The organism is Microbacterium sp. SWDP-B6 (assembly GCF_059803615.1).
The window spans coordinates 738,139-753,530 of sequence record NZ_JAPFGV010000001.1 but is presented as its reverse complement, the minus strand read 5'-3'; the positions used below and the strand labels follow the sequence as shown (position 1 = coordinate 753,530).

At 66.2% G+C, this 15,392-nt stretch carries 16 protein-coding genes and 1 other RNA gene; 15 read left to right on the top strand and 2 right to left on the bottom strand.

Annotation, left to right across the window (positions count from 1 at the left end; genetic code table 11):
- Positions 1 to 70: 70 nt before the first annotated feature.
- The 13 genes from OPU70_RS03825 (at position 71) to OPU70_RS03765 (ending at position 11,930) form a co-directional block, all read left to right on the top strand.
- Complete coding sequence (locus OPU70_RS03825) at positions 71 to 2,809, top strand: FtsK/SpoIIIE family DNA translocase (RefSeq protein ID WP_079112685.1); 2,739 nt, start codon at positions 71 to 73, stop codon at positions 2,807 to 2,809.
- Positions 2,809 to 3,384, top strand: a complete 576-nt coding sequence (gene pgsA, locus OPU70_RS03820; protein ID WP_056376621.1) for a CDP-diacylglycerol--glycerol-3-phosphate 3-phosphatidyltransferase — start codon at positions 2,809 to 2,811, stop codon at positions 3,382 to 3,384. The genes OPU70_RS03825 and pgsA overlap by 1 nt, the downstream gene beginning before the upstream one ends.
- Positions 3,381 to 3,869, top strand: a complete 489-nt coding sequence (locus OPU70_RS03815; protein ID WP_042541773.1) for a CinA family protein — start codon at positions 3,381 to 3,383, stop codon at positions 3,867 to 3,869. Before pgsA ends, OPU70_RS03815 begins: the two co-directional genes overlap by 4 nt.
- 141 nt (positions 3,870 to 4,010) lie before the next feature.
- Positions 4,011 to 4,319, top strand: a complete 309-nt coding sequence (locus OPU70_RS03810; RefSeq protein WP_042541772.1) for a helix-turn-helix domain-containing protein — start codon at positions 4,011 to 4,013, stop codon at positions 4,317 to 4,319.
- Between the two features lie 24 nt (positions 4,320 to 4,343).
- Positions 4,344 to 4,568 carry a DUF3046 domain-containing protein gene (locus tag OPU70_RS03805; RefSeq protein WP_042541771.1) on the top strand — a complete coding sequence of 75 codons (225 nt, stop codon included), beginning with the start codon at positions 4,344 to 4,346 and terminating at the stop codon, positions 4,566 to 4,568.
- A 267-nt stretch (positions 4,569 to 4,835) separates the two neighbouring features.
- Positions 4,836 to 5,879: a recombinase RecA gene (recA, locus tag OPU70_RS03800; RefSeq protein WP_042541770.1), complete on the top strand. Its 1,044-nt coding sequence runs from the start codon at positions 4,836 to 4,838 to the stop codon at positions 5,877 to 5,879.
- A 309-nt stretch (positions 5,880 to 6,188) separates the two neighbouring features.
- Positions 6,189 to 6,758 (top strand): regulatory protein RecX, encoded by a 570-nt coding sequence (locus OPU70_RS03795; protein ID WP_498557178.1) that lies wholly within the window; start codon positions 6,189 to 6,191, stop codon positions 6,756 to 6,758.
- 70 nt (positions 6,759 to 6,828) lie between these two features.
- A complete protein-coding gene (gene miaB / locus OPU70_RS03790) occupies positions 6,829 to 8,376 on the top strand; it encodes a tRNA (N6-isopentenyl adenosine(37)-C2)-methylthiotransferase MiaB (protein WP_498557177.1) in 1,548 nt (515 codons plus the stop codon).
- 14 nt (positions 8,377 to 8,390) lie between these two features.
- On the top strand, positions 8,391 to 9,329 hold the full coding sequence (gene miaA, locus OPU70_RS03785) for a tRNA (adenosine(37)-N6)-dimethylallyltransferase MiaA (protein WP_042541767.1): 939 nt from the start codon (positions 8,391 to 8,393) through the stop codon (positions 9,327 to 9,329).
- A gap of 59 nt (positions 9,330 to 9,388) precedes the next feature.
- The gene (locus OPU70_RS03780; protein ID WP_042541766.1) at positions 9,389 to 9,916 is read left to right on the top strand and encodes a dihydrofolate reductase family protein; all 528 of its coding nucleotides are present in this window, start codon (positions 9,389 to 9,391) and stop codon (positions 9,914 to 9,916) included.
- Positions 9,909 to 10,382 (top strand): GNAT family acetyltransferase, encoded by a 474-nt coding sequence (locus tag OPU70_RS03775; protein WP_079112690.1) that lies wholly within the window; start codon positions 9,909 to 9,911, stop codon positions 10,380 to 10,382. Before OPU70_RS03780 ends, OPU70_RS03775 begins: the two co-directional genes overlap by 8 nt.
- A 22-nt stretch (positions 10,383 to 10,404) precedes the next feature.
- The gene (gene dapF, locus OPU70_RS03770) at positions 10,405 to 11,277 is read left to right on the top strand and encodes a diaminopimelate epimerase (protein WP_079112691.1); all 873 of its coding nucleotides are present in this window, start codon (positions 10,405 to 10,407) and stop codon (positions 11,275 to 11,277) included.
- Positions 11,277 to 11,930, top strand: coding sequence for an HAD family hydrolase (locus OPU70_RS03765; protein ID WP_498557176.1), 654 nt, complete (start codon positions 11,277 to 11,279; stop codon positions 11,928 to 11,930). The genes dapF and OPU70_RS03765 overlap by 1 nt, the downstream gene beginning before the upstream one ends.
- 18 nt (positions 11,931 to 11,948) lie before the next feature.
- Here OPU70_RS03765 and OPU70_RS03760 read toward each other — a convergent pair whose 3' ends face one another.
- The gene (locus OPU70_RS03760) at positions 11,949 to 12,590 is read right to left on the bottom strand and encodes a class I SAM-dependent methyltransferase (RefSeq protein ID WP_042541762.1); all 642 of its coding nucleotides are present in this window, start codon (positions 12,588 to 12,590) and stop codon (positions 11,949 to 11,951) included.
- Between the two features lie 68 nt (positions 12,591 to 12,658).
- On the opposite strand from OPU70_RS03760, the gene hflX reads away from it, so the two are divergent.
- Positions 12,659 to 14,170 carry a GTPase HflX gene (gene hflX / locus OPU70_RS03755; protein WP_498557175.1) on the top strand — a complete coding sequence of 504 codons (1,512 nt, stop codon included), beginning with the start codon at positions 12,659 to 12,661 and terminating at the stop codon, positions 14,168 to 14,170.
- Positions 14,171 to 14,179: 9 nt separating this feature from the next.
- On the opposite strand, the gene OPU70_RS03750 is transcribed toward hflX, so the two are convergent.
- Positions 14,180 to 14,848: an SIMPL domain-containing protein gene (locus tag OPU70_RS03750; RefSeq protein WP_079112693.1), complete on the bottom strand. Its 669-nt coding sequence runs from the start codon at positions 14,846 to 14,848 to the stop codon at positions 14,180 to 14,182.
- Between the two features lie 142 nt (positions 14,849 to 14,990).
- Here OPU70_RS03750 and ssrA point away from each other — a divergent pair.
- Positions 14,991 to 15,360, top strand: a transfer-messenger RNA (tmRNA) gene (gene ssrA / locus OPU70_RS03745).
- Positions 15,361 to 15,392: the final 32 nt, after the last annotated feature.

Below are 15,392 nucleotides of genomic sequence, written 5' to 3'. Positions count from 1 at the left end.
CGCCGGCGGAAGACCGCGGAATGCCGCGTCATTACGGGCCTATGTCGCCCTCTGGACGTAACGTGAGAGTATGGCCAGGAGTACCACGAAGTCAGCGCGCGCGTCCGAGAGCGCCACGCCTCGCCCGAAGAGGCAGGCTGCTCCGAAGGCTCAGGCAGCGCCCAAGAAGTACATCGACGAGATCGACAAGCCCCCGGTGGCGGTGCGGGCCTGGAACGGGCTCGCCCACGGTGTCGGCGGACTGTTCCGAGCCTTCGGACCCGAGACCCTCGAGAAGGACGATCGGCGCGACGGCTTCCCGTTCCTGCTCGTGCTGCTGGCGATCGCCGGTGCGGTCAACGAATGGTTCTTCATCGGCAACGAGGTCGCTGCCAACATCAGCGCCTACTCGGTAGGGCTTCTCGTCGGACGCGTGGCCTTCGTCATGCCGGTCCTGCTCCTGCTGCTCGCCGGCTGGCTGTTCCGGCATCCCTCGTCGGTTCACGACAACGGTCGAATCGGCATCGGGTTCGGACTTTTCATCCTCGCCCTCGCGGGCTTCTGCCATACCGCGGCCGGCCGCATCGATTCCGCGGGCCTGCTCGTGCGACCGCAGCCCAAGGACGGCATGCCCGCACTCAGCGAGGCAGGCGGGCTGTTCGGGTGGATGCTCGGGGAGCCGCTGTCGTACCTCACCCCGGTGGGCGCGTACATCGTGCTGTCGGTGGTCGCTGCTCTCAGCGTCCTGATCCTGACCAAGACTCCGCCGAACCGCATCGGTCAGCGGCTCGGGGATCTCTATGCGTGGATGTTCGACGCCGAGCGGCCTGAGAAGCCCGCGAAGGATGCCGCTGCGATCGACGAGGCAGACAAGGTCGACGATCCTGATGTCCTGCCATGGTGGCGACGCAACAAGACCGGCCGCGAGGAGGACCCCGACGAGGGCACTCTCGGATCCGACGACATCACCGCTCTGCTCACCACCTCGGAGCCGACTCCTGCATACGACCAGGCCGTCGTCGTGGAGAACGCCTCGGATGCCGCGACGGAGGTGCTGTCCGACGTGCGCTCGGTGACCGAGTCGTTGGCCGGGCAGCAGACCACGGCGCTCCTCGACGACGAGTCCGACACGGGCGAGATGCCCGAGCTGCCGGGACTCGACGGCTTCGGAACCCCGGGGCCGGGGGAGAAGGGGCCGCAGGCGCCCGTGACCCCCTACGTGCTTCCCTCGCCGGGGCTGCTGGTCGAAGGACCGCCGCCGGTCATGCGTTCTGAAGCGACCGACAAGGTGATCGAACAGATCACGAGCGTGCTGACCCAGTTCAAGGTCGACGCGAAGGTCACCGGATTCTCTCGTGGCCCGACAGTCACCCAGTACGAGGTGGAGGTCGGCCACGGTGTCAAGGTCGAGAAGATCCTCCAGCTGAGCAACAACTTCGCCTACGCGGTCGCGTCCAACGATGTGCGTATCCTCTCGCCGATCCCGGGCAAGAGCGCGATCGGCATCGAGATCCCCAACGCCGACAAGGAGATGGTCGCGCTCGGCGATGTGCTGCGGTCGCCCGCGGCGCACAAGAGCACGCATCCGATGACGATCGGCGTCGGAAAAGACGTCGGCGGCAACATCGTCATCGCGAACCTCGCGAAGATGCCGCACCTCCTGGTCGCCGGTTCCACAGGGTCGGGTAAGTCCAGCTTCGTCAACTCGATGATCACGAGCCTGCTCATGCGCGCTCGGCCCACGGACGTGCGGATGGTCCTGATCGACCCGAAGCGGGTGGAGCTGACGAGCTATGCGGGCGTTCCGCACCTGATCACGCCCATCATCACGAATCCCAAGAAGGCCGCCGAGGCGCTGCAGTGGGTCGTGAAGGAGATGGACATGCGGTACGACGACCTCGCGTCGTTCGGATTCCGCCACATCGACGACTTCAACCGGGCGGTGCGCGCCGGTGAGGTCGAGCTCCCTGTCGGCAGCGAACGCGTGCTCAAGCCGTACCCGTACCTGCTGGTGGTCGTCGACGAGCTCGCAGACCTGATGATGGTCGCCCCGCGCGATGTGGAGGATTCGATCGTCCGCATCACCCAGCTCGCGCGAGCATCCGGCATCCACCTGGTGCTCGCCACCCAGCGCCCCAGCGTCGACGTCGTGACCGGTCTGATCAAGGCCAACGTCCCGTCGCGCCTCGCGTTCGCGGTGACGAGCGTCACAGACAGCCGAGTGATCCTCGACAGCCCCGGTGCCGACAAGCTCATCGGCCAGGGCGACGCGCTGTTCTCGCCGATGGGATCATCCAAGCCGTTCCGTCTGCAGGGAGCGTGGGTCGACGAGAAGGAGATCGACGCGGTCGTCAAGCACGTCACCCGTCAGGCTCGTCCCGACTACCGCGCGGACGTGCAGGAAGCACTCGAGCCCACGAAGAAGAAGGAGGTCGACGAGGACATCGGGGACGATCTCGAGCTTCTCCTCGCGGCCGCCGAACTCATCGTGTCGTCGCAGTTCGGATCGACATCCATGCTGCAGCGCAAGCTGCGCGTCGGATTCGCCAAGGCGGGTCGCCTGATGGACCTCCTCGAGTCGCGAGAGATCGTCGGCCCGTCTGAGGGCTCCAAGGCGCGTGACGTGCTGGCGACGGCCGAGCAGCTGCCCCAGGTCATGGCGAAACTGCGCGGCGACGACGCTCCACCGAAGCCGGCCGCTCCCACTTCTGCCGCAACCGCGGCCGGAGCACCGCACGACCCGGTCGAGGCCCAGTTCCAGGGGCTGCCGGTGGTCGAAGCTGAAGACGACGGCGACGAAGACGCCTGGGGACTGACAGGACGAGACTGATGGCTATTCCACGGCAGCTCCCCAACGCGATCACCATCGCGCGTATACCGCTTGCGGTGATCTTCTTCATCCTGCTCCTGATGGGCGGTACCTACGGGCTCGATGACATCGTCATCCGTTGGGTTGCGGCGATCCTGTTCGTCGTGGGCATCTCCACCGACTGGGTCGACGGCTACCTCGCGCGTCGCCACAACATCGTCACCGACTTCGGCAAGCTGTGGGATCCGATCGCTGACAAGCTGCTCACGGGAGCGGGCTTCATCGGACTCGCCGTGCTCGGGGAGCTCAACTGGTGGGTCGTGATCGTGATCCTGATCCGCGAGTGGGGCATCACGATCCACCGCCTCATGGTCGCGAAGGAGCACGTCGTGGCGGCCGCGTGGATGGGCAAGATCAAGACCGCGGTTCAGGCCGTGGCTCTTTCCTGGGCGTTGCTCCCGCTGCACGTGGTGATAGGACCCCAGCTGTGGGTGGTCGGAACGGCGATCCTGATGATCCTGGCGCTGATCCTCACCGTCGCGAGTGGCATCGACTACATCGTGGCGCAGGTGCGAGGGGCACGGCAGCCGTCGTGACGTCGGCGTCGGCGTCGGAGGTGCTCGCCGCGCTGATCGAGCGTGGCTGGACCCTCGGTATCGCGGAGTCGCTGTCGGGCGGGGCTCTCGCTGCGGAATTCGTCTCGGTGCCAGGCGCGTCGGCGTCGCTGCGCGGAGCGATCGTCGCCTACGCCACCCCTGTGAAGCACACGCTTCTGGGGGTCGACGACGGCCTGCTCGATGCGCACGGGCCCGTGCACCCCGACGTGGCGCTGCAGATGGCGGCTGGGGCGCGTCGCGCGCTGCAGGTCTCCGGAGTCCCTGCTGACGTCGGCGTCTCGACCACGGGGATCGCGGGACCGGATTCACCCGACGGTCAGCCCGTCGGCACGGTGCACATCGCCGTGGTGACCCCGTACACGTCCGTGAGCGAGGCATTCAGGTTCGACGGCGATCGCGCCCAGGTCCGCGCTCAGACGGTCGATGCGGCCGTGGCCATGCTCGCGCGGATCCTGCGGGAATAGCTGATGCGCGGGTTCCGTTATGTCCTTTGTGCTCACACCGAAAGCACAGCGTGCGAAGGTAGATTTTGTGAAGGTCGGTAGGACTAGACTGGCGGTCTCCTCGAGGGAGACCTCGAGAAGGCGATCTGGGAGGAGGTTCCGATGATTCTTGTGCGACAGGAAATCGGCGATGTGCTGAGGGACTTCCGCCTGCAGAAGGGGCGTACGCTCCGGCAGGTTGCAAGCAAGGCATCCGTGGCCCTGGGCTATCTCAGTGAGGTCGAGCGGGGCCAGAAAGAGGCGTCGAGCGAGATTCTCGCCTCGGTGGCCGATGCTCTGGATGTTCCCATCTCGATCATCATGCGAGAGGTCGGCGACCGCATCTCCGTCCTCGAGGGCATCCAGGTCTTCCCCGATGTCGTTCCCGATGACCTCGTGGCTTCCGTCGAGCCAGAGCTTTCGCTTCACTGAGCGTCGGATTCTCTTCGTTCTCTGATGCGTCGCAGTGAGTTCCTCCGCGCAGTCGACGCGGAATTCGGTGGTCGAGGGTCGTCGCTCGTCAGTGACCTCATTCTGACCCAGCTCGCCGGACGCACTGCGGACCAGGCTCTGGACGCGGGCGTTCCACCGCGTGACATCTGGCTGGCGCTGTGCGCCGAGACCGATGTGCCTCAGGAGCGGCGGCACGGCGCCGGGCGCCTCGAGCCGCGCAAGCGATGACCCTCCGACGCATACGACGAGCGTTCGACTAACGACATGCCGTGACGGCGTGTCGTCGAATATGTGTTCGAAACGGGCGTAGTCTTCTGCACAAGTGGTTCGGAGACGGTGTTCTCCCTGATTCGCGGAGCTGACGACGCAATGTCCGAGGCCCCTCGTACGGTGAACAGCAAGCCGAAGAGCCATACGCCTTGTCGGAGAGTTCCGCCCAGCCGGGAGGACCGCGACAGCCTACAGGCGGCACCACGCGAGCATAAGGAGCACGTCATGCCATCACCCGCTGACCGCGAGAAGTCCCTCGAGACTGCACTTGCCCAGATCGACCGTCAGTTCGGAAAGGGCTCGGTCATGCGACTGGGCAGCGACGAGCGCGCACCCGTCGCCGTCATTCCGACCGGTTCGATCGCTCTCGATGTCGCCCTCGGCGTCGGAGGGCTCCCGCGTGGACGAATCGTCGAGATCTACGGCCCCGAGTCCTCGGGTAAGACGACGCTCACGCTGCACGCGATTGCAAACGCCCAGCGTGCCGGCGGGATCGCCGCCTTCATCGATGCCGAGCATGCGCTCGACCCCGACTACGCCGCGAAGCTCGGTGTCGACATCGACGCTCTTCTCGTCTCGCAGCCCGATACGGGTGAGCAGGCGCTCGAGATCGCGGACATGCTCGTCCGCTCCGGCGCCATCGATCTGATCGTCATCGACTCCGTCGCGGCTCTCGTGCCTCGGGCTGAGATCGAGGGCGAGATGGGTGACTCCCACGTGGGTCTGCAGGCTCGACTGATGTCGCAGGCACTGCGAAAGCTCACGGGTGGACTCAACCAGACGAACACCACGATGATCTTCATCAACCAGCTGCGCGAGAAGATCGGCGTCTTCTTCGGATCGCCCGAGACCACCGCGGGTGGAAAGGCGCTGAAGTTCTACGCGTCGGTTCGCATGGACATCCGCCGCATCGAGACGCTGAAGGACGGCACCGATGCAGTCGGAAACCGCACCAGGGTCAAGGTGGTGAAGAACAAGATGGCACCGCCGTTCAAGCAGGCGGAGTTCGACATCCTGTATGGCGTCGGCATCTCGCGCGAGGGCAGCCTGATCGACTTCGGTGTCGAGCACGCCATCGTGAAGAAGTCCGGATCGTGGTACACCTACGACGGCGACCAGCTGGGCCAGGGCAAGGAGAACGCGCGGACGTTCCTCCTCAAGAACCCCGATGTCGCGCTTGCGATCGAGACGCAGATCAAGCAGAAGCTCGGCATCGGAGGAGCCACCGAGGCGCCTGCTGACGAGCTCGCCGAGCGTCGTCCGGCATGAGCGTGATGGTTCGCGGTTGGGGAACACCCGGAGTGAACCATGAGTGATGGCGGGGGCGGGCCTGAGCAGCTCGCCCCCATCATCCCCCTTTTCGGTCGTGACGACACACGCGCGAAGTCGGTCGACCGGGAAGGTCCGGAGGTTGAAAGTGCGACAGCTCGTTCGGCGCCCGACGCCGGGGTGTGGCAGTCGACAGGGGGCGTCTCGAGCCGCGATTCGAATCCCGTCGCGCCCATCGACTCTCGTGGGCCCAGTGAGCGACATCCTGCTCGCGGCGCAGCGGCTCGGTCCGCACCGCGTCTGCGCGCGTTGCAGTCGCAGGATCTGGGATTCGACGATGTCCCGGGCGTCGACCCCTCCCAATTGCGTGCCGACGCAGAAGAGCTCCTCGTTCGCAAGCTGCGGACTCGTTCGCTCTCTCTGTCGGAAGCGCGGATGGTGCTGAGGGGCTATGAGAAGAACGCCGTGCGGCTCGATGCGGGTGCGATCGATGATGTGATCGATGATTTCTGTCGACGAGGGTACCTCGACGACACGCTCCTCGCCGGCCAGCTGGTGACATCCGGGATCGAGCGCAAGGGGCAGGGGCGAGTTGCGCTGTCGAGGGCGCTCTCGCAACGGGGCATCCCTCGCGATGTGATCGATGCGGCGCTTGACGACGTTCCCGACGATGACGCCGAGCGCGCACTCGAGTACGCACGCTCGAAAGCACGAGCCATGTCTCGTCTCGACGGCGACACAGCGCTGCGACGTCTGGTCGGTCAGCTGTCCCGCCGTGGCTACAACGGCTCGGTCGCGATGACAGCCGCCAAGTCTGCCCTTGCTGAGGCCTCTTTCGGCTCGTCTTCATCCGGGGTTCGATTCGTCGACTCGGACTGACTGAGGCGAGGGGCTCGAGCCCCTCACCTCAGCGGCGGTGTCGCGCAACCGCTCGTAGAATGGGGGGATCATGAATATCCCTCGCAGTGAGCCGACGATCATCGCGTCATCGTCCGCAGCAATCGATCTTGATGGACGCCAGCGCTCCTACGAGGTCCGCACCTTCGGCTGCCAGATGAACGTCCACGATTCCGAGCGACTTTCTGGCTCGCTCGAGAGCGCAGGATATGTCCGCGTGACTGACGGTGCCGAGGCCGACGTGGTGATCATCAACACGTGCGCGGTGCGCGACAATGCCGCAGGCAAGCTCTACGGAACCCTGGGCCAGCTCGCCTCGGTGAAGCGACGCAAGGACGGGATGCAGATCGCCGTGGGCGGCTGCCTGGCGCAGATGGACAAGCAGGCCGTGCTGGAGAAAGCGCCGTGGGTCGACGTCGTCTTCGGCACGCACAACATGGGTTCGCTTCCCGGCCTTCTCGAGCGCGCGCGCCACAACGGTGACGCCGAGCTCGAGATCCTGGAGTCGCTCGAGGTGTTCCCCTCGACGCTTCCGACGAAGCGCGATTCTGCGCACAGCGGTTGGGTGTCGATCTCGGTCGGGTGCAACAACACGTGCACCTTCTGCATCGTTCCGAGTCTTCGGGGCAAGGAGAAAGACCGCCGCCCGGGCGACATCCTCAATGAGATCCGCCTGCTCGTCGAAGACGGCGCCATCGAAGTCACTCTGCTCGGACAGAACGTCAACTCCTACGGCGTGGAGTTCGGGGATCGCCAGGCTTTCGGCAAGCTGATCCGCGCCGCAGGCGAGATCGACGGGCTCGAGCGGATCCGCTTCACGAGTCCTCACCCCGCCGCCTTCACCGACGATGTGATCGACGCGATGGCAGAGACTCCCAACGTGATGCCGCAGCTTCACATGCCGCTCCAGTCCGGCAGCGACCGCATCCTGAAGGCCATGCGCCGGTCGTACCGCAGCGAGAGATTCCTCGGGATCCTCGATCGCGTCCGTGATCGTATTCCGCACGCCGCGATCACCACCGACATCATCGTCGGATTCCCCGGTGAGACGGAGGAGGACTTCGAAGACACGATGCGGGTGGTCGAACAGGCCCGGTTCTCGAGTGCGTTCACGTTCCAGTACTCGATCCGTGAGGGCACACCCGCCGCGACCATGGAGGACCAGATTCCCAAGGCTGTGGTGCAGGAGCGCTACAACCGGCTCATGGCGCTTCAGGAGCGTATCTCCCTCGAGGAGAACCAGAAGCAGGTCGGACGCCAGGTCGATGTCCTCGTGTCGACGGGCGAAGGCAAGAAGGATGCCGAGACCCACCGTCTGACCGGACGCGCCGAGGACAACCGACTCGTCCACTTCGAGGTCACTCCCGGTTCCGCTGTCCCACGGCCCGGTGATGTCGTCTCGGTGACGATCACCCATGCGGCGCCCTTCCACCTGCTCGCAGACGACCCGACAGGCCTCCCGTTGCAGATCCGTCGCACGCGTGGCGGGGACGCCTGGGACCGAGGACAGGCAGAGTCCTGTGCAGTGCCGGCACCGACGTCCGGCGATGGCACGCGTGCCGTATCCCTCGGTCTGCCGACGCTCCGCGTCGGCAGGTGACCACTGCTCGAGGAATGACCGATCCGGCGTCGAGCGACGCGGACAGGGTTCCGCGGCTCTGGGCGATCGTGGGCGCGACAGGAACGGGCAAGAGCGATCTCGCCCTCGATCTCGCTGAGGTGCTGCGCAGCCGAGGCAACGCCGCCGAGATCGTGAACGCCGACGCCATGCAGCTCTACCGCGGAATGGACATCGGCACGGCGAAACTGGCCCCGGACGATCGCAGGGGGATTCCCCACCACCTGTTCGACGTGCGGGAGGTGCAGGAGGAAGCCGCCGTCGCCTGGTACCAGCCGCTGGCGCGGTCCGTGATCACCGGCATCCAGCGACGCGGGGCCGACGCCATCCTCGTGGGCGGATCGGGTCTGTACGTGTCCAGCGTCGTGTTCGACTTCGCCTTCCCGCCGCGTGATCCGGTGATCCGGGAGCGGCTCGAACGCGAGCTCGAAAGCGAGGGTGTCGGTGGCATGCTCGACCGGCTGCGAAAGCTCGATCCCGCGACGGCCTCCCGCGTCGACCCCAAGAATGCCAGACGCGTGATCCGTGCGCTCGAAGTCCTCGAGCAGGGCAGCGTCACGCACGGCGCGTCTCTGCCGGAACAGCCCGCGCTCTGGCAGGCCGACACGCGTCTCATCGGCCTGCACGTCGACCGCGGAGCCCTGGTCGAGAGGCTGGACGCTCGCGTCGAGCGCATGTGGCAAGCGGGCCTGGTCGACGAGGTGCAGGGGCTCCGTCGCGAGGGGCTCGAGAACGGCGTGACAGCTCGGCGCGCCATCGGCTACAGCCAGGCGCTCGCGCAGATCGATGGCCGTCTCACTCAGGCCGAGGCGATCGCCGAGACACAGGCGCTCACCCGCCGCTACGCCCGCCGCCAGGTGTCGTGGTTCAAGCGCTATCCCGGCCTCACGTGGCACGAACCACCGGTGGACGCCGCTTCGCTCGTCGCCCCCTGAGCCCGCAGACTCACCGATCTCGGTGGCTGGATGTCGGTGCCTGGTGAGATGGTTGATCAATGGCCACCCACTTCTACACCGCGAGCAGCATCGACGGTTTTATCGCGACTGATCAGCACTCCCTCGACTGGCTCCTGAAGCAGGACATCGACGAAGAAGGACCCATGTCGTACGCCGGCTTCGAGAAGACGATCGGTGCTCTGGCGATGGGAGCATCGACATACGAATGGGTCATGCGCCACGAGGAAGGGCGATGGGGGTACGAGCAGCCGACATGGGTCTTCGCCCACCGACCGCTCGAGCTTCCGGCCGGCGCTGACATTCGCGCGGCGCAGGGTGACGTCGCCGCCGTGCACTCCGAGATGGTCGCCGCCGCCGGGGGCAAGGATCTGTGGGTCGTCGGCGGTGGCGACCTGGCCGGGCAGTTCGCCGATGCCGGGCTTCTCGACGAGGTGTGGGTGCAGTACGCGCCGGTGACACTCGGCTCGGGGGCGCCGTTGCTGCCGAGAGCACTGGACCTCGAGCTTCTCGAGGTCGCACGCAACCGCAACTTCATGTGCGGCCGTTACCGTGTGCTGCATGGCTGAGTCGTCGACTCCTGTGAGCTCGGGCGAGACCTGGGAGGTCCGCGCATTCGATCGTGCGGACACGGAGTCTGTGGTGGCTCTCTGGACCGAGGCTGGCCTCACGCGGCCGTGGAACGACCCCCGGCTCGACATCGAGCGCAAGCTCACGGTGCAGCCCGAGCTGTTCCTGGTCGTCGAGGACGAGGAACGGTCGACATCAGCGCGGATCATCGGCACCGTGATGGCGGGTTACGACGGGCACAGGGGATGGCTGTACTACCTGGCCACCGCCCGGTCGCACCGTCATCAGGGGATCGCGCGCTCTCTCGTGCGCGAAGCCGAGCGACTTCTTCTGGAAATGGGCTGCCCGAAGGTGCAGCTCATGGTCAGAGAGGGCAACGAGGAAGCGCTGGGCTTCTACGACGACCTCGGATACGAGCGATTCTCGGTGTCGAACACGGGCAGGCGTCTGATCGTCGACGCATAGCCGCGATCTCTAGACTGGGTGGATGGTCGCATTCACCAAAGGACACGGCACCGGCAACGACTTCGTCATCATCGCCGACCCCGACGGCGCTCTCGAACTGAGCGCCGAGCAGGTCGCCGTCCTCTGCGATCGACACCGAGGCATCGGCGCCGACGGCATCCTTCGTGTGGTGCGCTCTGCGGCGATCGCAGACGGGCAGGCTGCTCTCGCGGAGGAGCCCGCCGCCGAGTGGTTCATGGACTACCGCAATGCAGACGGGTCCATCGCTGAGATGTGCGGCAACGGCATCCGCGTCTTCGTGCATTACCTCGTGCGCTCCGGCCTCGCCACGATCGAGCCCGGTTCCACACTCCCGATCGGAACGCGTGCGGGTGTCCGCGACGTGACGCGCAGCGAGACGGGGTACCAGGTGGATCTCGGCCTGTGGAAGCTCTCCGGCGATGACCCGCTCGTCACTGCCGACGGGCTCCCTGTCACGAGACCCGGTCTGGGCATCGACGTCGGAAATCCGCATGTCGTGGTCGCACTCGCCTCCGAGGCGGAGCTGTCGTCTCTCGAGCTGCACCGCGCTCCCGTGCTCGATCCCGCCCCTCCCGCGGGGGCGAACGTCGAGTTCGTCGTCCCGGGGGAGCCGCTGGTGAGGGACGGCATCGGACACGTCTCGATGCGCGTCTCAGAGCGCGGCGTGGGGGAGACCCTGAGCTGCGGCACGGGTGTCGCGGCCACGGCTCTGGCCGTGCGCTACTGGGCCGGCTCGAAGGCACCCGACAACTGGCGCGTGGAGGTCCCGGGCGGCACTCTCGGTGTGCGCATGTTCCCTGCAGAGGACGGTGAGCACGTCGCCCTCTCCGGGCCGGCCCAGCTCGTCTTCAGCGGCGAGGTCGACCTGATCTGATGTCGACGACCGGCCAGATCGACCTGGTCATCTTCGACTGTGATGGAGTGCTCGTAGACAGCGAGAGGCTGTCGATCGAGGTGGATCGCAGGGTTCTCGCAGACCTCGGGTGGTCTCTCTCCCGCGACGAGATCCTGCACCGGTTAGTCGGACGCTCCTCCGCGCACTTCCGCGCTGAGGTCGAAGCACACCGGGGACGACCGCTTCCCGACGACTGGGAGGCGCCCTACCAGCCGTGGTACCTCGACGCATTCGCGCGCGAGCTGACGGCGGTGGATGGGGTCGAGGCAGCGCTGGACGAGATCACGACGGCCACGTGCGTCGCCTCGAGTGGCACCCATGCGAAGATCCGGCGGACGCTCGGCCAGACGGGGCTCCTGCCGCGATTCGACGGACGGATCTTCAGCGCAGACGACGTCGCGAACGGCAAGCCTGCCCCTGATCTCTTCCTGCACGCGGCTGAGCGGCTCGGAGTCGACCCTGAACGCTGCGTGGTGGTCGAGGACAGTCGATTCGGAGTCCAGGCCGCCCGCGCCGCGGGCATGCGTGTTCTCGGCTATGCCGGCGGACTCACCCCAGCTGACTGGCTGGAGCGCGAGGGCGCCATCGTGTTCACGGACATGCGCGATCTTCCCGAACTCGCGGGTCGGTGACGTCGTCGCTGCGAAGGCTCAGACGAGCGTGATCGGCTCGGTCGGAGGGGTTCCGTGCTTGCGCACCTTCAGGATGCGGTACCCCTTGGACGTGGCGGTCCGATGGACGCTGAAACCAGGGTGGAACGTCGAGCCGATCCACCGTTGCAGCGAATCCGCGCCGAGGTTGCGCTGCACGACGAGCCAGGCGTCGCTGCGCTCGTCGAGCCGGGGGATCCACTTCTCGAGCAGTCCGTGAAGTTCGTTCTTGCCCACTCTGATCGGCGGGTTCGAACGGATCGAGCGGAATGTGACGTCGGCGGGAACATCTTCGGGCAAGGAGGCGTTGATGTTCTTGAGACCATGAGCCGCGGCGTTGCGTCGCACGAGATCGAGAGCCCGCTCATTCACGTCGACGGCCCACACGGTCGCGTGGGGCGCAGCCAGCGCCATCGACAGCGTGATGGGCCCCCACCCGCTTCCGAGGTCGAGAAGATGGCCTCCCGGCGGAACCGGGGGCATGTTTGCGAGAAGGACGGCTGTACCGGCATCCAGCCGATCCGGGCTGAAGACGCCGCCAGCAGTGGTGACGTCCAGCTCTCGGCCTGCGAGCGTCACACGGATCGATCGCAGGTTCTCGGGGCTTGCCGGGGCCGCGGTGAAGTAATGGTCGGACCCCATACCGTGAGCGTAGCGGACAGCGCGGGCTAAGGTTAAGGCTCGCAACAAAACCCAGAGATTAGGGACGGATGACGGAGACCACCACACACTCCACAGGTGACGAAGCAGTCAATCGCGTACTCGCGAATGCGGAGAAGCGGACGGAGGCTCGTGTCTTCGGCGCCGCGCAGGCGCTGCAAGACCAGTCGACGGCCTCGCACGCCTCGTCGGACGGCGACCAGTGGGACCTCGAGGATCGTCATGCGCTGCGGCGCGTCGGCGGTCTCTCCACCGAACTAGAAGATGTCACAGAGGTCGAGTACCGGCAGCTGCGCCTCGAGAACGTGGTGCTGGTCGGCGTGTACCCGCAGGGGGCCCAGGACGATGCGGAGAACTCGCTTCGTGAGCTGGCGGCCCTCGCTGAGACCGCAGGCGCGGTCGTGCTCGACGGCGTTCTGCAGCGACGACCGCATCCGGATGCCGCGACCTACATCGGCCGAGGCAAGGCGCAGGAGCTGAAGGGCATCGTCGCAGCCACCGGCGCCGACACCGTGATCGCCGACACCGAACTCGCCCCCAGCCAGCGACGAGCCCTCGAGGACGTCGTCAAGGTCAAGGTCATCGATCGCACCACCGTGATCCTCGACATCTTCAGTCAGCACGCCAAGAGCCGCGAGGGCAAGGCGCAGGTCGAACTGGCGCAGCTCGAATACCTGCTGCCGCGTCTGCGCGGCTGGGGTGACTCGATGAGCCGCCAGGCGGGTGGCCAGGTCGGTGCAGGCGGCGCCGGTATGGGCTCGCGCGGCCCCGGTGAGACGAAGATCGAGCTCGACCGTCGCCGGATCCGCACCAAGATGGCGCTGCTGCGCCGACAGATCCGCGACTACGGCCCGGCGCGAGAGGCGAAGCGGGCCGAGCGCAAGCGCAACACGATTCCGTCCGTCGCGATCGCGGGCTACACCAACGCCGGCAAGTCGAGCCTGCTCAACGCTCTGACGAGCGCCGGGGTGCTCGTGGAGAACGCGCTGTTCGCGACGCTGGACGCGACGGTGCGCCGGTCGGAGACCTCAGACGGACGTGTGTACACGCTGACCGACACCGTCGGGTTCGTTCGCAACCTTCCGCACCAGCTCGTGGAGGCGTTCCGTTCGACGCTCGAAGAGGTCGGCGAGGCGGATGTCGTGCTGCACGTGGTCGACGGATCGCACCCCGATCCCGCCGGTCAGCTGCAGACCGTGCGTGACGTGATGGGCGACGTCGGCGTGCGTGACATGCCGGAGATCGTCGTCTTCAACAAGGCGGATCTCATCGCCGACGATGAGCGTCTCGTGCTGCAGGGCCTCGAGCCCAAAGCGCATTTCGTCTCGTCGCGTTCGGGTGAGGGCATCGAGGAGCTTCGAGCAGCCATCGAAGAGGCGCTTCCGAAGCCCGCTGTCGAGGTTCACGCGGTGGTTCCGTATGACCGCGGCGATCTGGTCGCGGCGATCCACGAGACGGGGATGCTCCTGTCGGTGGACCACAGCGAGCAGGGCACGGTCGTGCATGCGCGTGTGTCGGAGCGGCTCGCGGCCGATCTCGCACCGTTCGCCGTGAGCGCCTGACGGCCCGGATCAGCGAGCGAGGAAGCGCGCTTCCACGGTGGCCGAGATGACGATCTCGTCAGGCTCGTACTCCATCGACGCACCGCCTGTGTCGGATTCCTGCATCATGGCGCCGCGCACCTTCGCCATGCCGGAGAACGGCTGGACGGGTGTCGGCGCGATCAGCCCGACATCGGCGATCTCCACAGGCACGACGGTGCCGAGTCCGAGCGCCGTCGCGTACGCCTGCGCGCGTGTGACAGCCACTCCGACTGCCGCTGCCGCGACCTCGCGCTCGATCCGGGAGCGCGTCTCGGTCGTGAGATGCCAGTCGACCCATCCGACCTCGACTCCGTCCCACGGCGAGACGTCCGATACCCAGAGCGAGAGCTCGGACGCCTCGGCGAAGGTCGCAGTCAGATCGATGCTGGCGTAGTGCACGGGGGCGAGACGCTTGCCTTCGTTGTTCCACGGACGTTCGGCGCGCACGGACAGTCGCTTGCTCGACCAGTCGACGACGACACCGGTGTCATGTCGTGCGACGATGCTCTCGCGCACAGGCTCGGTGAGACGCATGACGCGGTCGACGACTGCTGCTCGCTCGGCGCCTTCGGCGCGGACGCTGACGCGGATGGTGGCGCGCTCGGGCGCGATCCGCGCCTCATGCTCGCCCCGGACGGTGACGGTGACTTCGCTCATGTCGCGACTCTACGCCAGCGCACTGAGGAGCCCAGGAATGGCGCAGCCGCTGCGAACGTTGTAGTCTATGAGGCTCGGGGACTCCGGTTCCCGAGGTGAAAAATCAACAGTGTGACAGCGGCTCCTTCGAGAGAAGGACCACGGGGCTGATCGGTTTCGACAGCGCCTGTGAATCCACGAGAAGCGGGCCGAGGATGCAGAGTTATCTCGTAAACGCTCTCTGCAAAACAATAGTTGCCGAAACCAAGCGCAACGACTTCGCCCTCGCTGCATAAGCGAGCCCGATAGTCCGTCAGGCCGTATGTGATTCCGATACGGATCCTGGCGTCATCTAGGAATCTTGCTGCGTGATGGCGTCTGGACGTCACGTGGGACTCTTCCCAGGCTGGGCTCGTCGACTTAGGTGTCTGTGACAAAGGTCGGAGCCGAGTAGAACGTCTTCACAGACTGCGCCCGGAGAAGGCGTGGAGACTCAGCGTTGGACGGGGGTTCGATTCCCCCCAGCTCCACCACGTCGCTGTCACAAGCAAGAAGGCCCGCCTCC